Source organism: Microbacterium sp. 22179 (assembly GCF_052045715.1).
Taxonomy (GTDB): domain Bacteria; phylum Actinomycetota; class Actinomycetes; order Actinomycetales; family Microbacteriaceae; genus Microbacterium; species Microbacterium galbinum.
Genome location: NZ_JBQEPJ010000007.1, coordinates 109,218 through 127,965 on the forward strand (window position 1 = coordinate 109,218; position 18,748 = coordinate 127,965).

Consider the following 18,748-nt stretch of genomic DNA (forward strand, 5'->3'; position numbering starts at 1 on the left):
GTGCCGGCATCCCGTCTGCACCTCGTCCGTCACGGCGAGGTCCACAATCCCGGCCGCGTGCTCTACGGCCGTCTGCCCGACTTCCACCTCAGCGATGACGGACGGCGCATGGCGCTCGACGCGGCCGAGCACGTCGCCGGTCTCGGTCGCGATGTCGAGGCCCTGCGGTGCTCGCCGCTGGAGCGCACGCAGGAGTCGGCCGCCCCGTTCGCCGAGCGCTTCCACCTCGAGCCGGTGCTCGACGAACGCGTCATCGAGCCGACCAACGTCTTCGAGGGCACGCAGATGCGCCGCTCGCTCATGAACCCGCTCAACTGGTGGCATCTGCGGCAGCCCTCGGTGCCCAGCTGGGGCGAGCCGTACGTCTCCGTCGCCGAGCGCATGCGCGCCGCGATGGACGAGCTCTGGCACACCACCGAGGCGGGCGACGCGGTGATCGTGTCGCACCAGGCACCGATCTGGATCACGCACCTGTCGGTCGCCGGACTCCCGCTGCGGCACGATCCGCGCACCCGGCGCTGCGCCCTGTCGAGCGTGACTTCGTTCGAGCGGGTCGGCGATGTGTGGCGTGAGGTCGACTACGCCGAACCCGCGGCGACGGGCGGCGCCGTCGACGTCGGCGCCGTCTGAGGCGTCCCGTCCGAGGCCGCGCGAGCTACGCGCCCTCGGCCATCAGCGACTGGATGTGGCCGACGGCGGCGAGCTGACCTGCCGCGACCGCCAGCGCGACCGCGGCCATCGCGCCGGGCAGCGAGGCGCGGTGCGCGATGTCGCCCGCCGCCGACACCCCGGCGACGGAGGTGCGGCCGAAGTCGTCGATCTCGATCGCGCCGGACGGGAGCATCGCGAGTCCGAGCTGCTCGGCGAACGGGGCGCGCTGGCGCGAGACCACCGAGGCGACGAAGATGCCGGCGACGGATGCTTCGCCCTCCGCGGTGGTCAACATCACCGTCTCTCCCTCCCGCGTGATCGACAGGGGAGCCGAGGAGGCGATGACGGCGCCGAGCGCCTCGAGGGTCGCGCGATCCTCCTCCGTGAAGGAACCCTCGGCGGGGAAGACCGTGATCGACGACACGATCCGGCCGAGCAGTCCGATCAGGTGGGCGGCGCGGGCGGCCTCGCCGATCACGGCGATCGGCTTGCCCGCATGCTCGTGCCCGTCGCAGAACGGGCAACTGAACGCCCCGACGCCCCACAGCTCCTGCAGCCCGGGGATCGCGGGCAGTTCGTCGGCCATGCCGGTCGCGAGCACGACGCGCCGAGCCGCGACCGTGCCCCCGTCGGCGAGTTCGAGCGTGAACGCCCCCTGTTCTCCGTCGATCCGCTCGACGCGGGCATCGCGCACCTCGACGTCCGCGTACTCCGCGAGCTGGGCGCGAGCGGTCGCCCGGAAGTCGGCGGGCGGGGTGCCGTCGTTCGCAGCGACGTTGTGCATGTGCAGCACCGTGCCGTTGCGGTACTCGCCCGAGTCGAGCAGCAGCGCCGAGCGATGCATCCGTCCCAGCGTCAGCGCCGCCTGCAGGCCCGCGGGGCCTGCGCCGATCACGATCACGTCGTACATGAGGGGTCCTTCCGACCGGTGGATCTTGTGTTCGCGATCAGTCTGTGACTTCATGTCGGGATGAAGTCAAGCGACGGGGCGCGAGGTTGACATCACTAGTTCGGCTAGTAATCTAGATTTGCGAGCATTGTCCGGATGGTCGCACCACACGGAGGGAGCGGGACATGATCGAACGGGAAGAGATCGCTGCGAACGAGGATGGCGCGGGCGCCGAGGGGGAGCGCTTCGGGAAGTGGTTGTCCCTGATCAATCAGGAGGACTGAGGTGAGCACCGCGGAGGCTCCCGCCACCATCTGGAACGCGATCGATCAGTCGTACGCGCTCGACGTCGCCCGCGCCGTGGAGCGCGTGCGCGTGGCAGAGGACCAGCTGGCGCGTCGACGTCAGGCGTCGTGTGGACCGAGTCCGCTGCTTCGCGAGATCACCCGGCTCATCGCCGAGGCCGACCATCGCAACGAGGCGATCACTCCCGGTGACCTCGCGTCCGAGTTGCAGGTGACGACCGCCGCGATCTCGAAGGCGCTCGAGAAGCTCGAGACCGCGCGGGTCATCACCACGCAGCGGAACCCCGCGGACAGTCGCTCGAAGCTTCTCGTTCCCCTGCGGCGGATCGATCCCTCCGAGGGGCTCGACGCCACGGCGGTCGCCGTCCACCGGATCGCGACGGACCTGAGCGCCGAGCAGTCGGCGGTGGTGAGCGACTTCCTCGAGAAGGTCGCCGACCTCATCACGAGGGAGTGCCGGGACTGACGGCGTCGCTTCGGCGGTCGAGCGGCGGACCTTGCGTCCACGCTCCGTTTGTGACTTCATGTTGGGATGAAGTCACATGCCGAGCATCCGTGGTCCGTCGGCGATGTCGCCGCCCGCGTCGATCTGCCCACCAACGTGCTGCGCCACTGGGAGTCGGTCGGCCTGTTGACCCCCGCTCGCGACGACGCCGGCCGCCGTCGGTACGGCGAGGACGACGTCGTGCGTATCGCCGTGATCCAGCGCAGCAAGGCCGCGGGCATGACGCTCGATCAGATCGCGGTGCTGCTCGACGACAGCAGTTGGGGGCGCCATCAGGTGCTGCAGTCGCACATCGACGACATCGACCGCCGCATGGAGGAGATGCGTCGCTCGCGCGAGATGACCGAGCACGCGCTGCGCTGCCGCTCGCACGACATCGCCACCTGTCCGCGTTTCCGGGCCGGCGTCGACGACGTGCTGTCGCGGTTCTGAGGGGCTCCGGTGGCGGCGCCCGCGTCCGGCCTAACCATAGGAACCTCGGCGTAAACTCGTAACCGTGCCACTCGCCTCGAGGATTCACCCGATCCGCAGCGGCCGCCCCTCCCGCACTCGCCGTTCCCGGCGTGCGGTCGGAGCCGCGCTCGCCGCGGTGCTTGCCGTCGGCCTGACCGCCTGTGCTCCGGATGCCGTGAGCGAGTCGTTCCTGAGCGGCGAGAACACCGGCTACGTCGCCGCCGATGGCGCGATCCAGGAGATCCCCGTCGCCGAGCGCGGCGAGCCGATCGATTTCTCGGGCGTCACCGAAGACGGCGAGGCCTTCGACAGCGCCGACATCGCGGGCCAGGTCACGGTCGTGAACTTCTGGTACGCCGGCTGCGCTCCGTGCCGCGTCGAGGCCGGCGATCTCGAGTCGGTGTGGCAGGAGTACGAAGACCAGGGTGTGTCGTTCGTCGGCATCAACACTCGCGATCAGGCCGATACGGCCAAGGCCTTCTCGACCGAGTTCGAGATCACCTACCCGAGCCTGATCGACGTCGACACCGCGCAGGCCAAGCTCGCCTTCGCGGCCGAGACGCCCATCCAGGCCACTCCGACCACGCTCGTGCTCGACAAGCAGGGCCGCGTCGCCGCCCGCATCATCGGACCCATCGACGGGACCTCGATCCTGTCCACGCTCGTCAAGGACGCGCTCGCGGAGAGCGCGTGAATCCCCAGGACATCATCGGTTCGGGAGCGCTCTGGCTGGCGATCCCGGTCGCTCTGCTCGCCGGGCTGATCTCGTTCCTGTCGCCCTGCGTGCTGCCGCTCGTGCCGGGGTACCTCGGCTTCCTCGGCGGATCCGTGGCTCCCCGCCCGGTGAACGGCGCGACCGCGTCGACGGATGCCTCGGCCCCCGGTCGCGGTCGCCTCGTCATCGGCGTGCTCCTCTTCATCGCCGGCTTCAGTGCCGTCTTCGTCGCGATCACCTCTCTCGGTGGTGTCGCGAGTGTCTTCCTGATCCAGTGGGGCGAGCTCATCACGCGCATCCTCGGCGTCGTGATCATCCTCATGGGGCTCGTCTTCCTCGGGCTGTTCGGCTTCGCGCAGCGCGAGCTGCGCTTCCACGTCGACGGCAAGTACGGCGTGATCGGGGCGCCGCTGCTCGGCATCGCCCTCGGGATCGGCTGGGCGCCCTGCCTTGGCCCCACCCTGACGGCGATCTTCGCCCTCTCCTTCAACGCCGGCGACCCGGTGCGCGCGGGCGCCCTCGGCCTCGCCTACTCCCTCGGCCTCGGCATCCCGTTCCTGCTCGTCGCCCTCGGCTTCGGCTGGGCGACCACGGCCATCGGATTCCTGCGCCGCCACATCCGGGTCGTCAACATCATCGGCGGCGTGCTGCTGATCGCCCTCGGCGTGCTGATGGTGACGGGGCTGTGGACCGACATCATGTCCCGACTGACGGCGGTGATGAGCAGTGTCATCCTCCCGCTCTGATCGCGAGACGACCGAGAAGAAAACCCGGAAGAACGAGAGTGCCGTGAGCAGCAAGACGCCCAGGTCCAGCGATCCGCTGCGGCCGTCCGACCACGTCGACGGCGACGACTCGATCACGCAGCCGCGCCTCGGTTTCGTCGGGTGGCTGCGCTGGGGCTGGCGCCAGCTGACCTCGATGCGCACCGCGCTGATCCTGCTGCTCGTGCTCGCGGTCGCCGCGATCCCCGGATCGATCTTCCCGCAGCGCATGGCCGACCCGAACGGTGTCACGCAGTGGCAGCGCGACAACCCCGATCTCTTCCCGATCCTCGACGGCCTCAAGCTCTTCGACGTCTATCTGTCGCCGTGGTTCTCGGCGATCTACCTGCTGCTGTTCACCTCGCTCGTCGGCTGCGTGATCCCGCGCATCCGGCACCACTGGAAGGCGCTCCAGGCCCGCCCGCCCCGCACGCCCGCGCGGCTGCAGCGGCTCGACGACTTCCGGGCCGTCACCCGCGACCTCTCCGCGACCGCGGGGAACGGCGAGAAGACGGATGCCGAGGCCGAGGCATCCGCGTCGATCGCCGTCGCGACCAAGCAGCTCAAGGCGCTCGGCTATCGGGTCGAGCGCTACGACCGCGGGCGCACCTTCTCGGTGTCGGCCGAGCGCGGGTACTGGCGCGAGACCGGGAACCTGCTCTTCCACCTCGCGCTCGTCGGCGTGCTGGTCACGGTCGCCATCGGCGGCGGCTTCGCGTATACCGGTCAGCGGGTGCTGGTCGAGGGCGAGACGTTCGCGAACACGCTCGTCGACTACGACTCGATGAACCGCGGACGGTTCGTCGCCGACGACGCCCTCGCGCCCTACTCGATGCGCCTCGACACCTTCGACGTCTCGTACACCCCGTTCGGCGAGGCGGGTTCCGGCCAGGCCGGCGACTTCTCGGCGAACGTCACGGTCAAGGAGAACGGGGAGGAGCGCACCGGCTCCATCAAGGTCAACGAGCCGCTGCCCGTCGCCGACGACGACATCTTCCTGCTCGGCAACGGCTACGCCCCCACGATCACGGTGCGCAACGCCGACGGCGACGTGGTGTTCACGAACAGCGTGCCGTTCCTGCCGCAGGACACCAACATGACCTCGCTCGGCGTGATCAAGGTCACCGACGGACTCCCCGAGCAGCTCGGCCTGCTGGGCTTCTTCTACCCGACGACCGCCGTGCTCGACACGGGCGCGTTCTTCTCGGCCTACCCCGCGCTCACCAACCCGACCCTCACGCTCGACGTGTACTCGGGCGACCTCGGCATCAACGACGGAACCCCGCGATCGGTCTACGTGCTCGACACCACCGACCTCACCCAGCTCACCGGTCGCGCGGTCGACAAGGACTCGATCGAGCTCGCTCCGGGCGAGACCGCCGACCTGCCGAACGGCATGGGAACGGTCACCTTCGAGGACGAGTCGCCCGAGGGCGCGACCGACGCCACGCAGTCGGTCAAGCGCTTCGCCTCGCTGCAGATCCACCGCGACGAGTCCGGCGTCTGGGTGCTCGGCTTCGCGGTGCTCGCGCTCGGCGGACTCATGCTCGCGCTGTTCGTGCCCCGCCGCCGCATGTGGGTCAAGGCCACGGTCGAGGGTGACTCCGTCTCGCTCGAGTACGCGGGCCTCGCCCGCGGCGAGGACCCGACGATCGCGGTGGCGCTCGACGACATCGTCGCCGGCCACGGCCGCCTGCTCGATGCGGCCGGGGGCACGGTCGCCCGCGAACCCGCCGGCGACGACCTCACCGAAGATCTCGCGGATGCCGACCCGACGGCATCCGACTCCCCGAAAGTAGACTGACACCATGTTCGACCTCGAAGTGATCTCGCCGGTCCTGCTCTGGACCGCGATCGCGATCTACGCCGCGGCTTTCATCGCGTTCGCGTTCGACCTCGCGCGCCGCTCGCAGATCTCCGCCGACGCGCAGACCGTGCGCGAGGCCGAGCTGGTCGGCGCCGGCGCGCGCGGGGGAGCGACGCTCACCGCCACCGGAAAGCCCATCGAGCCGAAGCCCCAGCGCTTCGTCATGGCGCGCATCGGCACCTCGCTCACCGTTCTCGCGTGCATCTTCCACCTCGGTGCGACCCTCACCCGTGGTTTCGCGGCCGGTCGCGTGCCGTGGGCGAACCTCTACGAGTTCGCGATGATCGGCACGCTGCTCATCATCGCCGTCTACCTGATCGTGCTGGTCAAGGTCGACCTGCGCTTCCTCGGCACGTTCATCACCGGCCTCGTGGTGGTGCTGCTGGGCCTGTCGTCGACGAACTTCTACGTCGAGGTCACGCCGCTCATGGACCCGCTCAAGAGCGTGTGGCTCGTGATCCACGTCTTCGTCGCCTCGCTGGGCACGGCATTCTTCGCCCTCGCCTTCGCGCTCTCGGTCATCCAGCTCATGCAGTCGCGGCGCGAGCGCCTCGTCTCGGAGGGTGCGGCCAAGACCGGCCCCGGGTTCCTGCGCACGTTCCCCTCGGCCGAGCGCCTCGAGAGCATGGCGTACCGCTTCACGATCATCGGGTTCATCCTCTGGACCTTCACCCTCATCGCCGGATCGATCTGGGCCTACTACGCGTGGAGCCGCTTCTGGGGCTTCGATGTGAAGGAGACTTGGACCTTCGTGATCTGGGTGCTCTACGCCGGCTACATCCACGCCCGCGCGACCCGCGGCTGGCGGGGAAACCCCTCGGCCTGGCTCGCGATCGTCGGCTTCACGGCCGTGCTGTTCAACTTCACGATCGTGAACGTGTTCTTCAAGGGTCTGCACGCCTACTCCGGCATCAGCTGAGGCATCCGCCCCCCGATCGACGACGCCCCGTCTCCTTCCGGAGGCGGGGCGTCGTGCGTGTGGGTTCGGCATCCGTTCTGGTCGGTCCGTCGTCCCCGTCTCGACACGACTTCGGAGATCCATCGCGACACGCCGCGGTCATCGAGTGACGCGCGGCGTGTCGGTGTCGGAACTCCGAAGTTGTGCGGGGCAGATGGTGTGCGGCTCCGAAGTCGTGCGGGTCGGAGTGGGGGAACGAACGAACAGGGCGGATGCCGCGGCTCAGGTCGCGAGCACCGCCGTGGCCGAGGTCGTGCGCCGCAGGGCCACCGCGAGGGTGGTCGCGATGAGGGCGAGCACACCCCACACGACGAGGCCGGCGACGGCGGAACCGCTCCCGGCGATCAGTCCCGCGAATGCGGGTGAGGTCGGAAGCGCAGCGCCGAGGCCCGCGAGCCAGTCCGGCACGGTCGAGATCAACCCGGTCGCGACGGCCAGCACGCCGATCAGGGCGCTGACCCAGCGTCCGACTCCGCCGAAGATCGCGACGAGCGCCTGGTTCACCGCGGCGAAGACGACACCCGCGAGCACAGCGGTGCCCGCGAAGGTCCACCAGGCGGCCGCATCGTACGAGGCGACGAACTGCACGATGATCGACACCAGCAGTCCCTGCCCGGCGCCGATCAGCGCGGCGGGCCAGAAGGCGCGCAGTGTGAGCGTCGGCGATGAGCGGCGCGACGTCAGGGTGCGGGCGGTGTGCGCGCGCATCACGATGAACGAAGCCAGGCCACCGAACCACAGCACCACCGCGGCGAGCAGCGGGATGGCGGTGGGGCCGAAGATCGTGTCCATCGACGAGGTCGACTCGACCGGGTCGGCGATCACCGAGGCGATCGACGTCGACTCGGAGTCGCTGAACGAGGGGAGCGAATCGGATGCCGTGCGCAGACCGCCGGCGAGGTCGCCCGCGCCGGTCGCGAGGGTGTCGAGGCCCGTCGCGAGTTCGGTGGCGCCGGTCGCGAGTTCGGTCGCGCCGCTCGAGAGCTGGCCCGCGCCGGTCGCCAGCGCGCGGGCTCCCGCTGCCGACTGGTCGACTCCCTCGGTCGCGAGCTGGTTGAGCCCGGCCGAGATCTGGCTGGCGCCGGTGCCTGCCTCGTTCATGTTGGTCGCCAGGGTGGATGCCGCGGCCGGGAGGCCCGTGGCCACCGGGGAGAGGTAGGCCGATGCCGTACCGGCGGCGGTCGCGGAGGTTGCGGCGGACGTCGCCACCTCGCCGAGCTTCGTGCAGAAGTCCGGGTCGGTGACCGACGTCGCGCAGGTGGCGGCGAGCTTGCCGAGTTCTGTGGCCGTCTTGGCCGACTCCGAGGCAGCCGTGTCGAGGAAGGGGGCCCCGCCCTGCGCGGCTCCGACGAGCTTGGCGAAGTCTCCGTTCGGATCGTTCAGCGCGGCCGCCCCACCGGTCAGCCCCGCCCCGAGCTCGCCCGCGGCGCCGGCGAGCTGCCGCGTGTTCGTGGCGATCGTGTCGAGACCGGTCGCCAGCGACGTGGCGCCGGTACCGAGGTCGCCCGCGCCGGTCGCGAGCTGGGTGGCGCCGTCGGGGATCGCGGCCGCGCCGGTCGCGGCATCCCGTGCGCCGTTCGCGAGGTCGAGTGCACCGGAGGCGGCCTCGCCGATCTGATCGCCGATCGTCGTGAAGCCGACCAGGATGTTCTCGGTCGTGGCCTCCGACAGCGTGGTGCCGAGCGTGGACGCCGCGACGTTCGCGATCTGCCCCGTGATGAGGTCGTCGGCGACGAGGCCGTCGTCGGGCGTGGTGACCTCGATCGTCGCCTTCTCGGGCGTGCCCTCGCCCTCGGAGATCGTGCGCCCGGCCGAGGTGGCCGCCGACGAGAAGTCCTCGGGGATGGTGATGACCGCCTGGTAGTCGCCGTTCGCGAGACCTTCGGCGGCGTCGTCCTCGTTGGAGATCACCCAGGTGAGGTTCGAGTCGAGGTCGTCCGACCCCTCCACGAGTCCGGACGCGAGCTGACGCCCGAGGGGCGTGACCTGTCCGTCGATCTCGACCGGCTCGTCGAGGTTCACGATCGCGGCGGTCATCGAGTCCAGGCGCTCGGTCGGATTCTGGAGAGCGGTGACGAGGATGCCGCCGATCGCCGCCGGCAGCAGCAGGATGCCGAGGATCGTCAGCCACGTGATGGGCTTGCGGGAGCGTGCGCGCTCGATGGGGAGGGTCATGCGGTCACCTCGGTGGTTGCGGTCGCCCGTCGCGGGGCGCGGGTGTCGAGAAGGTTCGCGTCGGGCCAGCCGGCCTCCGCGAGGATCGTGCGGGCGGTCTCCGCATCGGACGCCGTGGCGAAGACAGCCAGGGAACGTGTGGCCGCGGCATCCCGCAGCATCGCCGTCACCTGGTCGCGGCGGCCTCCGGACAGTCGGTCGATGCCGTCGACGACCACGACCTCCGAGCGCCCGCGCAGGGCCTCGGCGAGGTCGTCGAGTGCGGCATCCGCATCGTCGACGATCACGCAGCCGACGTGCGCCCGCACCCAGGCGGACCGGCCGGGGAGCAGGTGCCCGACGACGCGGAGTCGCCCCTCGTCGGCGGTCACGCGACCGGCGACGGCCAGAGCGAGGGTTCGCCGCTCACGGGCGTCGCCACCGGTCGCGATCAGCGCTTCGCCCGGAGCGACCCGGAACGACAGGGCTTCCACGACCGGTGCGTCGGTGCTGACCGTGAGCTCGTCGGCCGCGACGACCGAGCCGTCGCCCGGCCACTCGGCCAGATGGCGTTCGCGCTCGACGGCTTCACCCTCGATGTCGACGCGGGGGAGGATGCGCTCGAGCCAGGCGGGGATCTGCCAGGCGTGTTCGCCGAGGATCGCCATGAGGGCGGGGATGAGCGTCATGCGCACGAGGAATGCGTCGATCGCGATGCCGGCGGCGAGGCCCAGCGCGATCGGCTTGAGAGACGAGTCGCCCTCCGGCACGAACGCGACGAACACCGCGAACATGATGAGTCCGGCGGCGGTGACGACCTTCGCCGATCCCGTGAAGCCGCTGCGGACGGCGCGCTGAGCGGCGGCCCGGCGTTCGGCGCGCGAGGCGGAGCGCGAGGCGCGATCGTGCACGAAGTCCTCGCGCATGCGCGAGACGAGGAAGACCTGGTAGTCCATTGCGAGGCCGAAGAGCACGCCCATGAGCACGATCGGCATGAAGCTGATGATCGGGCCGACTTTCGCGACGTGCAGCAGATCGGCGAACCAGCCCCACTCGAACACCGCGCCGACCACGCCGAAGGCGGCGACGATCGAGAGCAGGTAGCCGAGGGCCGCCGTCACGGGCACCCACAGCGAGCGGAACACGATGGTGAGGAGCACGAGCGACAGCCCGATCACGAAGATCCCGAAGGGCAGCAGAGCGCCTCCGAGCTGGTCGGAGATGTCGATCCCGACCGCCGTGAACCCGGTGACCTTGAGGTCGATGCCGAACTCGTCGAGCCACTCGTCGTGGTGCGAGCGAAGTTCGCGCACGAGGTCGGCGGTGGCGGGGTCGTCGGGTGCGGTCTCGGGGATGATCTGCACGATGCCGGTGTCGGCCGTCTCGTTCGGGGTCGAGAGCGCGACGTCTTTCACCCCGTCGATCTTCGCGACCGCGTCGCCGAGGTCGTCCATCAGCCCGACCGGATCGGTGGAGGTGACGATCGTGCCGGTGAGGATGAGGGGGCCGTTGAAGCCGGGACCGAACTCCTCGCCCACGATGTCGTAGCTCTGCCGGGCCTCGGAGTCCTTCGGCAGCACGCCGGCGTTGGGGAGGGCGAGGTCGAGGCTGAGGGCGGGCACCGCGATGACGCCGAGGCCGAGCACGACGGCGATCGACACGAGCACCGGATGCCTCGTCACGCCGCCGACCCAGCGCTCGCTGAACGCCCGGCGGGGGGCGCGCGCGGATCCGTCCTTCTTCGTCGTGGCGCGCTCCCGTCGGGGGCGGCCGACGATGCGGCCCTTCATGAAGCCGAGTACGGCGGGAGTGAGGGTGACCGCGATGGCCACGGCGATCGCGACGGCGACGGAGGCGGCGATGCCCATCGTCGTCAGGAACGGGATGCCGGCGAAGCCGAGCCCGATCAGGGCGATGAGCACGGTGATCCCGGCGAAGACGACGGCCGAGCCGGCGGTTCCGACGGCCCGGGATGCCGATTCCTCGGGGTCGACGCCGGCGCGCACCTGATCCTGATGCCGGGCCATGATGAACAGCGCGTAGTCGATGCCGACGGCCAGGCCCAGCATGAGGGCGAGGAGCGGGGTGGTCGACGAGACGGTGGCGAAGGCGGTGGCGGCGAAGATACCCGCCATCGAGATCCCGACGCCGAGGATGGCGGTGAGCAGGGGGAGGCCGGCGACCACGAACGAGCGGAACGTGACGATGAGTACGAGGAGCGCGATGATGAGGCCGACCGCTTCGGTCGGCGTGATGCCCGGGATCTCGGTCGCGAAGAGGTCGCCGCCGAGTGCGGTCTGCGAGCCGTCCGGCAACGCCGCGCGGAGATCGTCGACCGCGGCGCTCAGCTCGTCCTTGGTCGCCTCCGAGACGTCGGTCGACTGACCGTCGAACTGCAGGCGCACGATCGCGGCGGTGTCGTCGTCGTTGATCATGCCGTCGACCATCTCGTCGTAGGGCGATGTGACGGCGAGCACGTCGTCGATGCCGCCGAGTTCGTCGACGGCGTCCTCGATGTGCGCGCGGTAGTCGTCGTCGGTGACCTGATCGCCGTCGGCGGCGACGACGACGAACTGCGCGTTCGTGCCGCTCACCTGCGGGAACGAGCGCGAGAGCTGCTCGAGGCCGGCCTGCGATTCGGTGCCGGGGATCGAGAACGTGTTGTCCGTGCCGGAGCCGAGCACGAGTGCCCCGGTGCCCGCGAGGCCGAGCACGAGCAGCCATGAGCCGAGCACGCGCCAGGGGTGCCGGAACGACCAGCGACCGAGTGAGGACAGGAGAGTGGACACGCGGGTTCCTCCGGAGGATGGGGGATGAGGCGGATACACAGGTGTATCCAATACATAGATGTATCGTAAGGTCGCCCGCATTCGGAAATCTGTGTGCGGGGTGTGAGAATCGTCACGATCGCGAACATCAGGAGGTTTCGATGTCGATACCGGCAACCCGGAGTCGTGAGAACACGCGCGCCCGCCTGCTCGAGGCGGCCGAGCAGCTCTTCGCGGAGGTCGGCCTCGACGGCGCCTCGGTGGAGGCGGTCTGCGAGCGCGCCGGCTTCACGCGCGGGGCGTTCTACTCGAACTTCGAATCGAAGGACGAGCTCTTCCTGATGCTCGCCGGACGTGTCGCCGAGACCCGTGTGAACGCGGTGCGCGAGCGCGTGACCGAGATCACCGCCGAGGGCGGCCTGGTGCCCGGCTGCGATCCGACAGACCTGCTGCAGAAGGTGATGGACTCCGGCAGCGACGACCGCATGGGCGTGATGCTCATGAGCGAGATCCGCATCCGCGCGCTCCGCGACGCCCAGTTCGGAGCGGCGTATCTGGCGCAGGAACGCGAGATGGTCGGCAGCATCGCGCAGATCGTCACCGACATCGTCGACGCCGGGGAGCTGCGGTTGCGCGTGCCGGCCGAGGTCGCCGGCCGCATCCTCATGATCGTCTGGGAGGGCATGACCGTGCGAGGCGCGATGGCCGGGCACGACGACGCCCAGCTGCGCCGCGCGGGCAGCGAGGAACTCGGCCGACTGGTCGATCTGCTCCTGGTCTGACGGGTCTCAGCCCTCGTCGAGCACGCGGTAGCTGCGCTCGAGGCGCGCGAGCCACCAGTCGCGGCGGTCGTCGTCGGCGGCGAGGCGGTCGAGCGCCGCACCGTCGGGGATGACGCGGTCGGCGGGGATCACCCCGTCGCGGGGGCGACGGTCGGCGACGTCGTCGAGGAAGAGCGATGCCGTGCCGAGGCCGCAGTCGTAGTCGAGGTGGGGGAGGGCGGCGGCGAGGGCGGCGCCGTGCGAGAGTCCGACGGCGGTGTCGAGGGCGCTCGACACGACCGCCGGAAGCCCGGTCGCGGCGATGAGCTGGAGGGCGTGGGTCACTCCGCCGAGCGGCTGCGCCTTCACGACGATGAGGTCGGCGGCCCCGGCGCGCGCCACGGCCAACGGGTCGGACGACTTGCGGATGCTCTCGTCGGCGGCGACCGGGATGCCCAGGTACTTCACGCGGGTGCGCAGCTCGGCGAGTTCCTCGACCGTCGCGCACGGCTGCTCGACGTACTCGAGGTCGAACTCGTTCAGCGCGTGCACGGCGTGCTCGGCCTCGTCGACGTTCCAGAGGCCGTTCGCATCGACGCGGATGCGGCCCTCCGGTCCCATCGCCTCGCGCACGGCGCGCACGCGGGCGATGTCGTCGGCGAGCGTCTGCCCGGGTTCGGCGACCTTGACCTTGGCGGTCCGGCATCCGGAGAACCGCGCGAGCACGTCGGGCACGCGCGCGGCCTCGACCGCGGGGATCGTGGCGTTGACGCGGATGCCGTCGCGCAGGGGTGCGGGCTGCGGGCGCCAGGCGAAGTCGATCGCCGCGGCGAGCCAGGTGGCGGCCTCGGCATCCGCGTACTCGATGAAGGGCGAGAACTCGGCCCATCCCTCGGGGCCTTCGAAGAGGAGAGCCTCCCGGGTGTCGACGCCGCGGAATCGCGTGTGCATCGGCAGGGCGACCACGCGTGCGGTGGAGAGGATCTCGCTGAGTTCGGGCGTCATGGGTCTCATTCTCATCTCCCGCCGCCGTTCCCGTCGCACTTTCCGTCGGTCCGGCCGGATCTTTCCGACGGAAAGTGCGACGGGGGCGCAGCCGCGCGCGGGAATAGGGTGGAGAGGTGACCAGCGCATTCGTCTCCGACCTGTTCGACCCCGCCGAGTGGCAGCTCGCGCCCGGCGCCGAGGACTACACCGACATCACGGCCCACGTCTCGAACGACGGAGGCATCGCGCGCATCGCCTTCCACCGGCCGGAGGTGCGCAACGCCTTCCGCCCCCACACGGTCGACGAGCTCTACCGTGCGCTCGACATCGCCCGTCAGGACCCGCGCATCGGCGCGGTGCTGCTCACGGGCAACGGCCCCAGCGCGAAGGACGGCGGATGGGCGTTCTGCTCGGGCGGCGACCAGCGCATCCGGGGGCGCGACGGGTACAAGTACTCCGACCCTTCGACAGGCTCAGGGATCGAGGGGGGAGGCTCAGGGACCCCGGCTTCTCCGTCCCCCGCCTCGTTGGGCCGCCTGCACATCCTCGAGGTGCAGCGTCTGATCCGCTTCATGCCGAAGGTCGTCATCGCGGTCGTGCCCGGATGGGCGGCGGGAGGCGGGCACTCGCTCCACGTGGTCTGCGACCTCACGATCGCCAGCGCCGAGCACGGACGCTTCAAGCAGACGGATGCCGACGTCGGCAGCTTCGACGCCGGATACGGTTCCGCGTACATGGCCCGCCAGACCGGGCAGAAGATCGCTCGCGAGGTGTTCTTCCTCGCCGAGGAGTACTCCGCGCAGCGCGCCTATGAGATGGGCGCGGTCAATCGCGTGGTGCCGCACGCCGAGCTCGAGCGCGAGGCGCTCGCGATGGCCCGCACCGTGCTGACCAAGTCGCCGACCGCCATCCGCATGCTCAAGTTCGCGTTCAACGCCGTCGACGACGGACTCGTCGGGCAGCAGGTCTTCGCGGGTGAGGCGACGCGTCTCGCCTACGGCACCGACGAGGCCGTCGAGGGGCGAGATTCGTTCCTCGAGAAGCGCGACCCCGACTGGTCGTCATTCCCCTGGCACTACTGAGGCACCGTCATGACCGTGCTGATCCCGATCGAAGCCGATGATCCGCAGCCGCTGAGTGTCGCGCTGCGGCGGGCGCTCGACGGGGGTCCGGCGCTCGGCTTCGGGATGCTCGCCGACGTGCCCGATCGGGTTCCGGTGGGCACGGCCGTCGTGATCGCGACCTCCGGGTCGAGCGGCATCCCCAAGCGCGTGGCGCTGAGCGCCGAGGCGCTGCGCACGAGCGTCGAGGCGACCGCCGACCGCATCGGATCGGGCCGCTGGCTGCTCGCCCTCCCGACGGGGTACGTCGCGGGTCTCCAGGTGCTCGTGCGTTCGATCCTCGCGGGCACCGAACCGGTGGCACTGTCGGGCAGGTTCTCGCCCGAGGCGTTCGCGCACGCCACGCTGTCGATGCTGCGTCACGGTGACGAGGCGCTGTACACCTCGCTCGTACCGGCGCAGGTGGCGACGCTGCTCGACGCGGCCGACGACGTCGCCGTGCGCGCCGCGCTGCAGGCATACCGCTCGATCCTCGTCGGCGGGCAGTCCCTGCCCGAGCCGCTGCGGGAGAGGGCATCCGATCTGGGCGTGCGCCTCGTGCGCACCTACGGCTCCACCGAGACCAGCGGCGGATGCGTCTACGACGGGGTTCCCCTCGACACCGTCTCGGTGCGCACCGTCGACGGAGAGCTGCGCATCGCGGGGCCCATGCTCGCCGACGGCTACCTCGGCGACGACGAGCTGACCTCGCGGGTGTTCGTGCGCGACGAGCACGGCATCCGCTGGTATCGCACGGGCGACCTCGGTCTGGTCGAGAACGGGATCGTGCGGGTGCACGGTCGCGCCGACAACGTCATCGTGTCGGGCGGCATCAACATCTCCCTCGATCGCGTCGAGCGGATCGTGCGGCAGGTTCCGGGTCTCCATCAGGCCGTCGTGGTCGGCATCGACGACGAGCGGTGGGGCGAGGCATCCGTCATCGTCGCCGCCCGCGGCGAGGTGCTGCGCCGCAGCGAATCCGACCAGCTCGTGCACGCGCGCGACGCCGTCGCCGAGGCGCTCGGCAAGCACGCGCGTCCGGCGCGCCTGATTCTCGTCGACGAGATCGCGACGCTCGCCTCCGGAAAGCCCGACCGCGAGGCGATCCGCCGCATCGCCGCCGAGCTGCGCTGACGGGCGCCATCGCGGCCCGTGCCAGACTGGGGCATGGCCACGTACACGCACGGACATCACGAGACCGTTCTCCGTTCGCACAGTTCCCGCACGATCGCGAACTCCGCGGAGTATCTCCGCCCGCACCTCGATCCGGCCGCCCGCCTCCTCGACGTCGGCGCGGGTCCGGGCAGCATCACGGCCGAGTTCGCGACCGTCGTCGCGCACGTGACGGCGACGGAGATCGACGCGAACGCCCTCGCGCTCTCCCGGAACCTCGTCGCGGACCACGGCCTCACGAACGTCGACTTCTCGATCGAAGACGTGCACGCGCTCTCGTTCGCCGACGACAGCTTCGACGTCGTGCACACGCACCAGGTGCTGCAGCACGTCGGCGATCCGGTGCAGGCCCTGCGAGAGATGCGACGGGTCACGGTGCCCGGCGGCATCGTCGCGGCGCGCGACGCCGACTACGCCGGATTCATCTGGTTCCCGCTGCTGCCCGAGCTCGACGAGTGGCTGCGACTGTACCGCGCGGCCGCCCGGGCGAACGGCGGAGAGCCCGACGCCGGGCGACGCCTGCTCTCGTGGGCGCGCGCCGCCGGCTTCGACGACGTCACGGCGACGGCATCCACCTGGTGCTACGCGACCCCCGAGGAGCGCGCGTGGTGGGGCGGCATGTGGGCCGACCGCATCCTCGAATCGGCGCTCGCGCGCCAGCTCGTCGACAGCGGCCTCGCGGGCCCCTCCGAGCTGCAGGCGATCAGCGACGCCTGGAAGCGATGGGCGGATGCCGGAGACGGCTGGTACCTCGTTCCGCACGGCGAGATCATCGCCCGGGCCTGACGGCCGTTCGCACTCGGGATACATCCCCAGACGGACGCGGGGCGCCCTCCGCTCGCGTAGCGTGAGAGCGTGTTCCGTCCCGTCTCCCGCACCTGGCTCGCCCTCGACATCGTCGGCGCGGTCATCGGTTTCGGTCTCACGGTCGGCATCCCCCTCGTGCCGGGCTCGGGCGGCCTCAGCGTCTGGATCGTCGACGGCGGGTGGTCGGTCACGGCCTACCTCGTCGTCGGAGCGATCGTCTGGGGCGCCGCCGCGATCGCCCGCCTGGCCCCGGCTCTGGCCCTGTGCGTCGCGTGGTTCGGTGCGCTCCTCCAGATGGCTGCGGGGCTGCCACCCGTACCCTTCGACTTCGGCGTGCTGGTCGTGCTGTTCGCGACGGCGGCCTGGGGAAGCCGACGACTGCTGTGGCTCGGCGGCGCCTCGGCGCTCGGCGGCGGAATCGTCGGCGGCGCGTACTTCGGGCTGGCGTGGTCGGGCGAACTGATCACCGACGCTGCGAGTGTGATGCGTGCGGCGCTCACCTCCGTGCTGCTCGGCTCGCTGTTCGTGCTGGCGATGGTGATGGCGTGGGGGGCGGGACTGCTCTGGCGGGTCATCCTCGCCGGTCGTGCCACGCAGGTGGCGCGCGCGCAGGCCGAGACCGTGGCCGCCGAGGAGCAGGAGCGCGTGCGCATCGCCCGCGACATGCACGACGTGGTCGCGCACTCGCTCGCCGTCGTGATCGCGCAGGCCGATGGAGCCCGCTACGCCGCCGCAGCGAAGCCCGAGATGGCGACCGAGGCGCTGGGCACGATCGCGCAGACCGCCCGCGGTGCGCTGTCGGACGTGCGGATGCTGCTCACCCAGCTGCGTCACCGCCAGGGCGACGGACCGCAGCCCACGCTCGCCGACCTCGAGACGCTCTTCGCGCAGGTGCGGCACGCCGGCATCGAACCGCGGATCACGGTCGACCCCGTGCCCCCGGGTGAGCCGCCCGCGGCCATCCAGCTCGCGGTCTACCGCATCCTGCAGGAGGCCCTCACGAACGCGATCCGCCACGGCGACGGAGCGGTCGACGTGCACCTGGCGTGGCTGCCCGACCGGGTCGAGATCCGGGTGGCGAACACCGTCGCGCCGGGGCCTGCTCCCGTGCAGCTGGGGCAGAGCGGGCACGGCCTGATCGGCATGCGCGAGCGCGCTCAGCTGGTCGGCGGTAGTCTGCATGCCGAGCGCCGGGGAGCGCAGTTCCACGTCTACGGCATGCTGCCGATCGGAGTCACGTCATGATCAGAGTCGTCCTCGTCGACGACCAGTCCCTCTTCCGCGCCGGTGTGCGGATGCTGATCGCCTCCCAGCCCGACCTCGAGGTCGTGGGCGAGGCCGGCGACGGGCGCGAGGCGCTCGACGTCGTGCAGCAGACCCGACCCGACGTCGTGCTCATGGACATCCGGATGCCGGTCATGGACGGCCTCACCGCGACCGCCGAGATCCTCCAGCGCCCCGACGCGCCGCGCATCGTGATGCTGACGACCTTCGACCTCGACGAGGCCGCGGCCCGGGCCATTCGTCAGGGGGCGAGCGGATTCCTGTTGAAGGACGCCGACCCCGAGTTCCTGCTCGCCGCCGTGCGCACCGTGCACGCGGGGTCGAGTGTGATCGCAGCATCCGCCACCCGTGAGCTGTTCGCGCACTTCGCGGATGCGCCGACCCCGGTTCCTCCCCAGTTCGCCGACCTCACCGACCGTGAGCGGGAGATCTTCGCGCTCGCCGCACGCGGTCTGTCGAACGGTGAGATCGCGACGCGCGAGTTCCTCAGCGAGGCGACCGTCAAGACGCACATCAGCCGCATCCTCTCCAAGCTCAGCCTGCGCGACCGCGTGCAGCTCGTCGTGTTCGCGTTCGAGCACGGCCTCGCCTGAGATCCGCCCCGCCC

17 protein-coding genes are annotated in these 18,748 nt (G+C 70.6%); 13 read left to right on the plus strand and 4 right to left on the minus strand.

Annotated features, from left to right (window positions below; translation table 11 throughout):
- Positions 1–630 carry a histidine phosphatase family protein gene (locus ACTJKK_RS14915; protein WP_404597557.1) on the plus strand — a complete coding sequence of 210 codons (630 nt, stop codon included), beginning with the start codon at positions 1–3 and terminating at the stop codon, positions 628–630.
- 25 nt (positions 631–655) lie between these two features.
- On the opposite strand, the gene ACTJKK_RS14920 is transcribed toward ACTJKK_RS14915, so the two are convergent.
- Positions 656–1,561, minus strand: a complete 906-nt coding sequence (locus ACTJKK_RS14920) for an NAD(P)/FAD-dependent oxidoreductase (RefSeq protein ID WP_440748552.1) — start codon at positions 1,559–1,561, stop codon at positions 656–658.
- A gap of 264 nt (positions 1,562–1,825) precedes the next feature.
- Between ACTJKK_RS14920 and ACTJKK_RS14925 the strand changes: the two genes are divergently transcribed.
- From ACTJKK_RS14925 to ccsB, 6 genes are all read left to right on the plus strand, one after another.
- The gene (locus tag ACTJKK_RS14925; RefSeq protein ID WP_247623247.1) at positions 1,826–2,311 is read left to right on the plus strand and encodes a MarR family transcriptional regulator; all 486 of its coding nucleotides are present in this window, start codon (positions 1,826–1,828) and stop codon (positions 2,309–2,311) included.
- Between the two features lie 66 nt (positions 2,312–2,377).
- Positions 2,378–2,782, plus strand: coding sequence for a MerR family transcriptional regulator (locus ACTJKK_RS14930; RefSeq protein WP_247623246.1), 405 nt, complete (start codon positions 2,378–2,380; stop codon positions 2,780–2,782).
- A 64-nt stretch (positions 2,783–2,846) separates the two neighbouring features.
- The gene (locus ACTJKK_RS14935; protein WP_247623245.1) at positions 2,847–3,497 is read left to right on the plus strand and encodes a TlpA family protein disulfide reductase; all 651 of its coding nucleotides are present in this window, start codon (positions 2,847–2,849) and stop codon (positions 3,495–3,497) included.
- Positions 3,494–4,264 (plus strand): cytochrome c biogenesis CcdA family protein, encoded by a 771-nt coding sequence (locus ACTJKK_RS14940; protein WP_404597553.1) that lies wholly within the window; start codon positions 3,494–3,496, stop codon positions 4,262–4,264. Before ACTJKK_RS14935 ends, ACTJKK_RS14940 begins: the two co-directional genes overlap by 4 nt.
- Before the next feature lie 43 nt (positions 4,265–4,307).
- Positions 4,308–6,086 (plus strand): cytochrome c biogenesis protein ResB, encoded by a 1,779-nt coding sequence (gene resB / locus ACTJKK_RS14945; RefSeq protein WP_440748553.1) that lies wholly within the window; start codon positions 4,308–4,310, stop codon positions 6,084–6,086.
- A gap of 4 nt (positions 6,087–6,090) precedes the next feature.
- Positions 6,091–7,068 (plus strand): c-type cytochrome biogenesis protein CcsB, encoded by a 978-nt coding sequence (gene ccsB / locus ACTJKK_RS14950; RefSeq protein ID WP_440748554.1) that lies wholly within the window; start codon positions 6,091–6,093, stop codon positions 7,066–7,068.
- A gap of 261 nt (positions 7,069–7,329) precedes the next feature.
- On the opposite strand, the gene ACTJKK_RS14955 is transcribed toward ccsB, so the two are convergent.
- On the minus strand, positions 7,330–9,282 hold the full coding sequence (locus ACTJKK_RS14955) for a YhgE/Pip family protein (RefSeq protein ID WP_440748555.1): 1,953 nt from the start codon (positions 9,280–9,282) through the stop codon (positions 7,330–7,332).
- Positions 9,279–12,050, minus strand: a complete 2,772-nt coding sequence (locus ACTJKK_RS14960; protein WP_440748556.1) for an efflux RND transporter permease subunit — start codon at positions 12,048–12,050, stop codon at positions 9,279–9,281. The genes ACTJKK_RS14955 and ACTJKK_RS14960 overlap by 4 nt, the downstream gene beginning before the upstream one ends.
- Positions 12,051–12,190: 140 nt before the next feature.
- Here ACTJKK_RS14960 and ACTJKK_RS14965 point away from each other — a divergent pair, with 140 nt between their 5' ends.
- A complete protein-coding gene (locus tag ACTJKK_RS14965) occupies positions 12,191–12,811 on the plus strand; it encodes a TetR/AcrR family transcriptional regulator (protein WP_247955681.1) in 621 nt (206 codons plus the stop codon).
- A 6-nt stretch (positions 12,812–12,817) separates the two neighbouring features.
- Here ACTJKK_RS14965 and ACTJKK_RS14970 read toward each other — a convergent pair whose 3' ends face one another.
- Entirely contained in the window at positions 12,818–13,795 is a 978-nt protein-coding gene (locus ACTJKK_RS14970; protein ID WP_440748557.1) for an o-succinylbenzoate synthase, read from the minus strand.
- A 116-nt stretch (positions 13,796–13,911) separates the two neighbouring features.
- On the opposite strand from ACTJKK_RS14970, the gene ACTJKK_RS14975 reads away from it, so the two are divergent.
- The 5 genes from ACTJKK_RS14975 (at position 13,912) to ACTJKK_RS14995 (ending at position 18,734) form a co-directional block, all read left to right on the plus strand.
- Positions 13,912–14,859: a 1,4-dihydroxy-2-naphthoyl-CoA synthase gene (locus ACTJKK_RS14975; RefSeq protein ID WP_247632795.1), complete on the plus strand. Its 948-nt coding sequence runs from the start codon at positions 13,912–13,914 to the stop codon at positions 14,857–14,859.
- Between the two features lie 9 nt (positions 14,860–14,868).
- Positions 14,869–16,011 (plus strand): AMP-binding protein, encoded by a 1,143-nt coding sequence (locus ACTJKK_RS14980; RefSeq protein ID WP_440748558.1) that lies wholly within the window; start codon positions 14,869–14,871, stop codon positions 16,009–16,011.
- A 33-nt stretch (positions 16,012–16,044) separates the two neighbouring features.
- Positions 16,045–16,836 (plus strand): class I SAM-dependent methyltransferase, encoded by a 792-nt coding sequence (locus tag ACTJKK_RS14985; RefSeq protein WP_440748559.1) that lies wholly within the window; start codon positions 16,045–16,047, stop codon positions 16,834–16,836.
- 69 nt (positions 16,837–16,905) lie between these two features.
- Positions 16,906–18,102: a sensor histidine kinase gene (locus ACTJKK_RS14990; RefSeq protein WP_336640879.1), complete on the plus strand. Its 1,197-nt coding sequence runs from the start codon at positions 16,906–16,908 to the stop codon at positions 18,100–18,102.
- Positions 18,099–18,734, plus strand: coding sequence for a response regulator (locus ACTJKK_RS14995; RefSeq protein ID WP_247623233.1), 636 nt, complete (start codon positions 18,099–18,101; stop codon positions 18,732–18,734). Before ACTJKK_RS14990 ends, ACTJKK_RS14995 begins: the two co-directional genes overlap by 4 nt.
- Positions 18,735–18,748: the final 14 nt, after the last annotated feature.

What these genes read in the sequence shown, in the direction of transcription:
- ccsB (WP_440748554.1), top strand. Translation starts at nt 6,091, where the DNA reads ATGTTCGACCTCGAAGTGATCTCGCCGGTCCTGCTCTGGACCGCGATC.
- ACTJKK_RS14970 (WP_440748557.1), bottom strand. Translation starts at nt 13,795, where the DNA reads ATGACGCCCGAACTCAGCGAGATCCTCTCCACCGCACGCGTGGTCGCC.
- ACTJKK_RS14965 (WP_247955681.1), top strand. Translation starts at nt 12,191, where the DNA reads ATGTCGATACCGGCAACCCGGAGTCGTGAGAACACGCGCGCCCGCCTG.
- ACTJKK_RS14995 (WP_247623233.1), top strand. Translation starts at nt 18,099, where the DNA reads ATGATCAGAGTCGTCCTCGTCGACGACCAGTCCCTCTTCCGCGCCGGT.
- ACTJKK_RS14920 (WP_440748552.1), bottom strand. Translation starts at nt 1,561, where the DNA reads ATGTACGACGTGATCGTGATCGGCGCAGGCCCCGCGGGCCTGCAGGCG.
- ACTJKK_RS14985 (WP_440748559.1), top strand. Translation starts at nt 16,045, where the DNA reads ATGGCCACGTACACGCACGGACATCACGAGACCGTTCTCCGTTCGCAC.
- ACTJKK_RS14955 (WP_440748555.1), bottom strand. Translation starts at nt 9,282, where the DNA reads ATGACCCTCCCCATCGAGCGCGCACGCTCCCGCAAGCCCATCACGTGG.
- ACTJKK_RS14980 (WP_440748558.1), top strand. Translation starts at nt 14,869, where the DNA reads ATGACCGTGCTGATCCCGATCGAAGCCGATGATCCGCAGCCGCTGAGT.
- ACTJKK_RS14930 (WP_247623246.1), top strand. Translation starts at nt 2,378, where the DNA reads ATGAAGTCACATGCCGAGCATCCGTGGTCCGTCGGCGATGTCGCCGCC.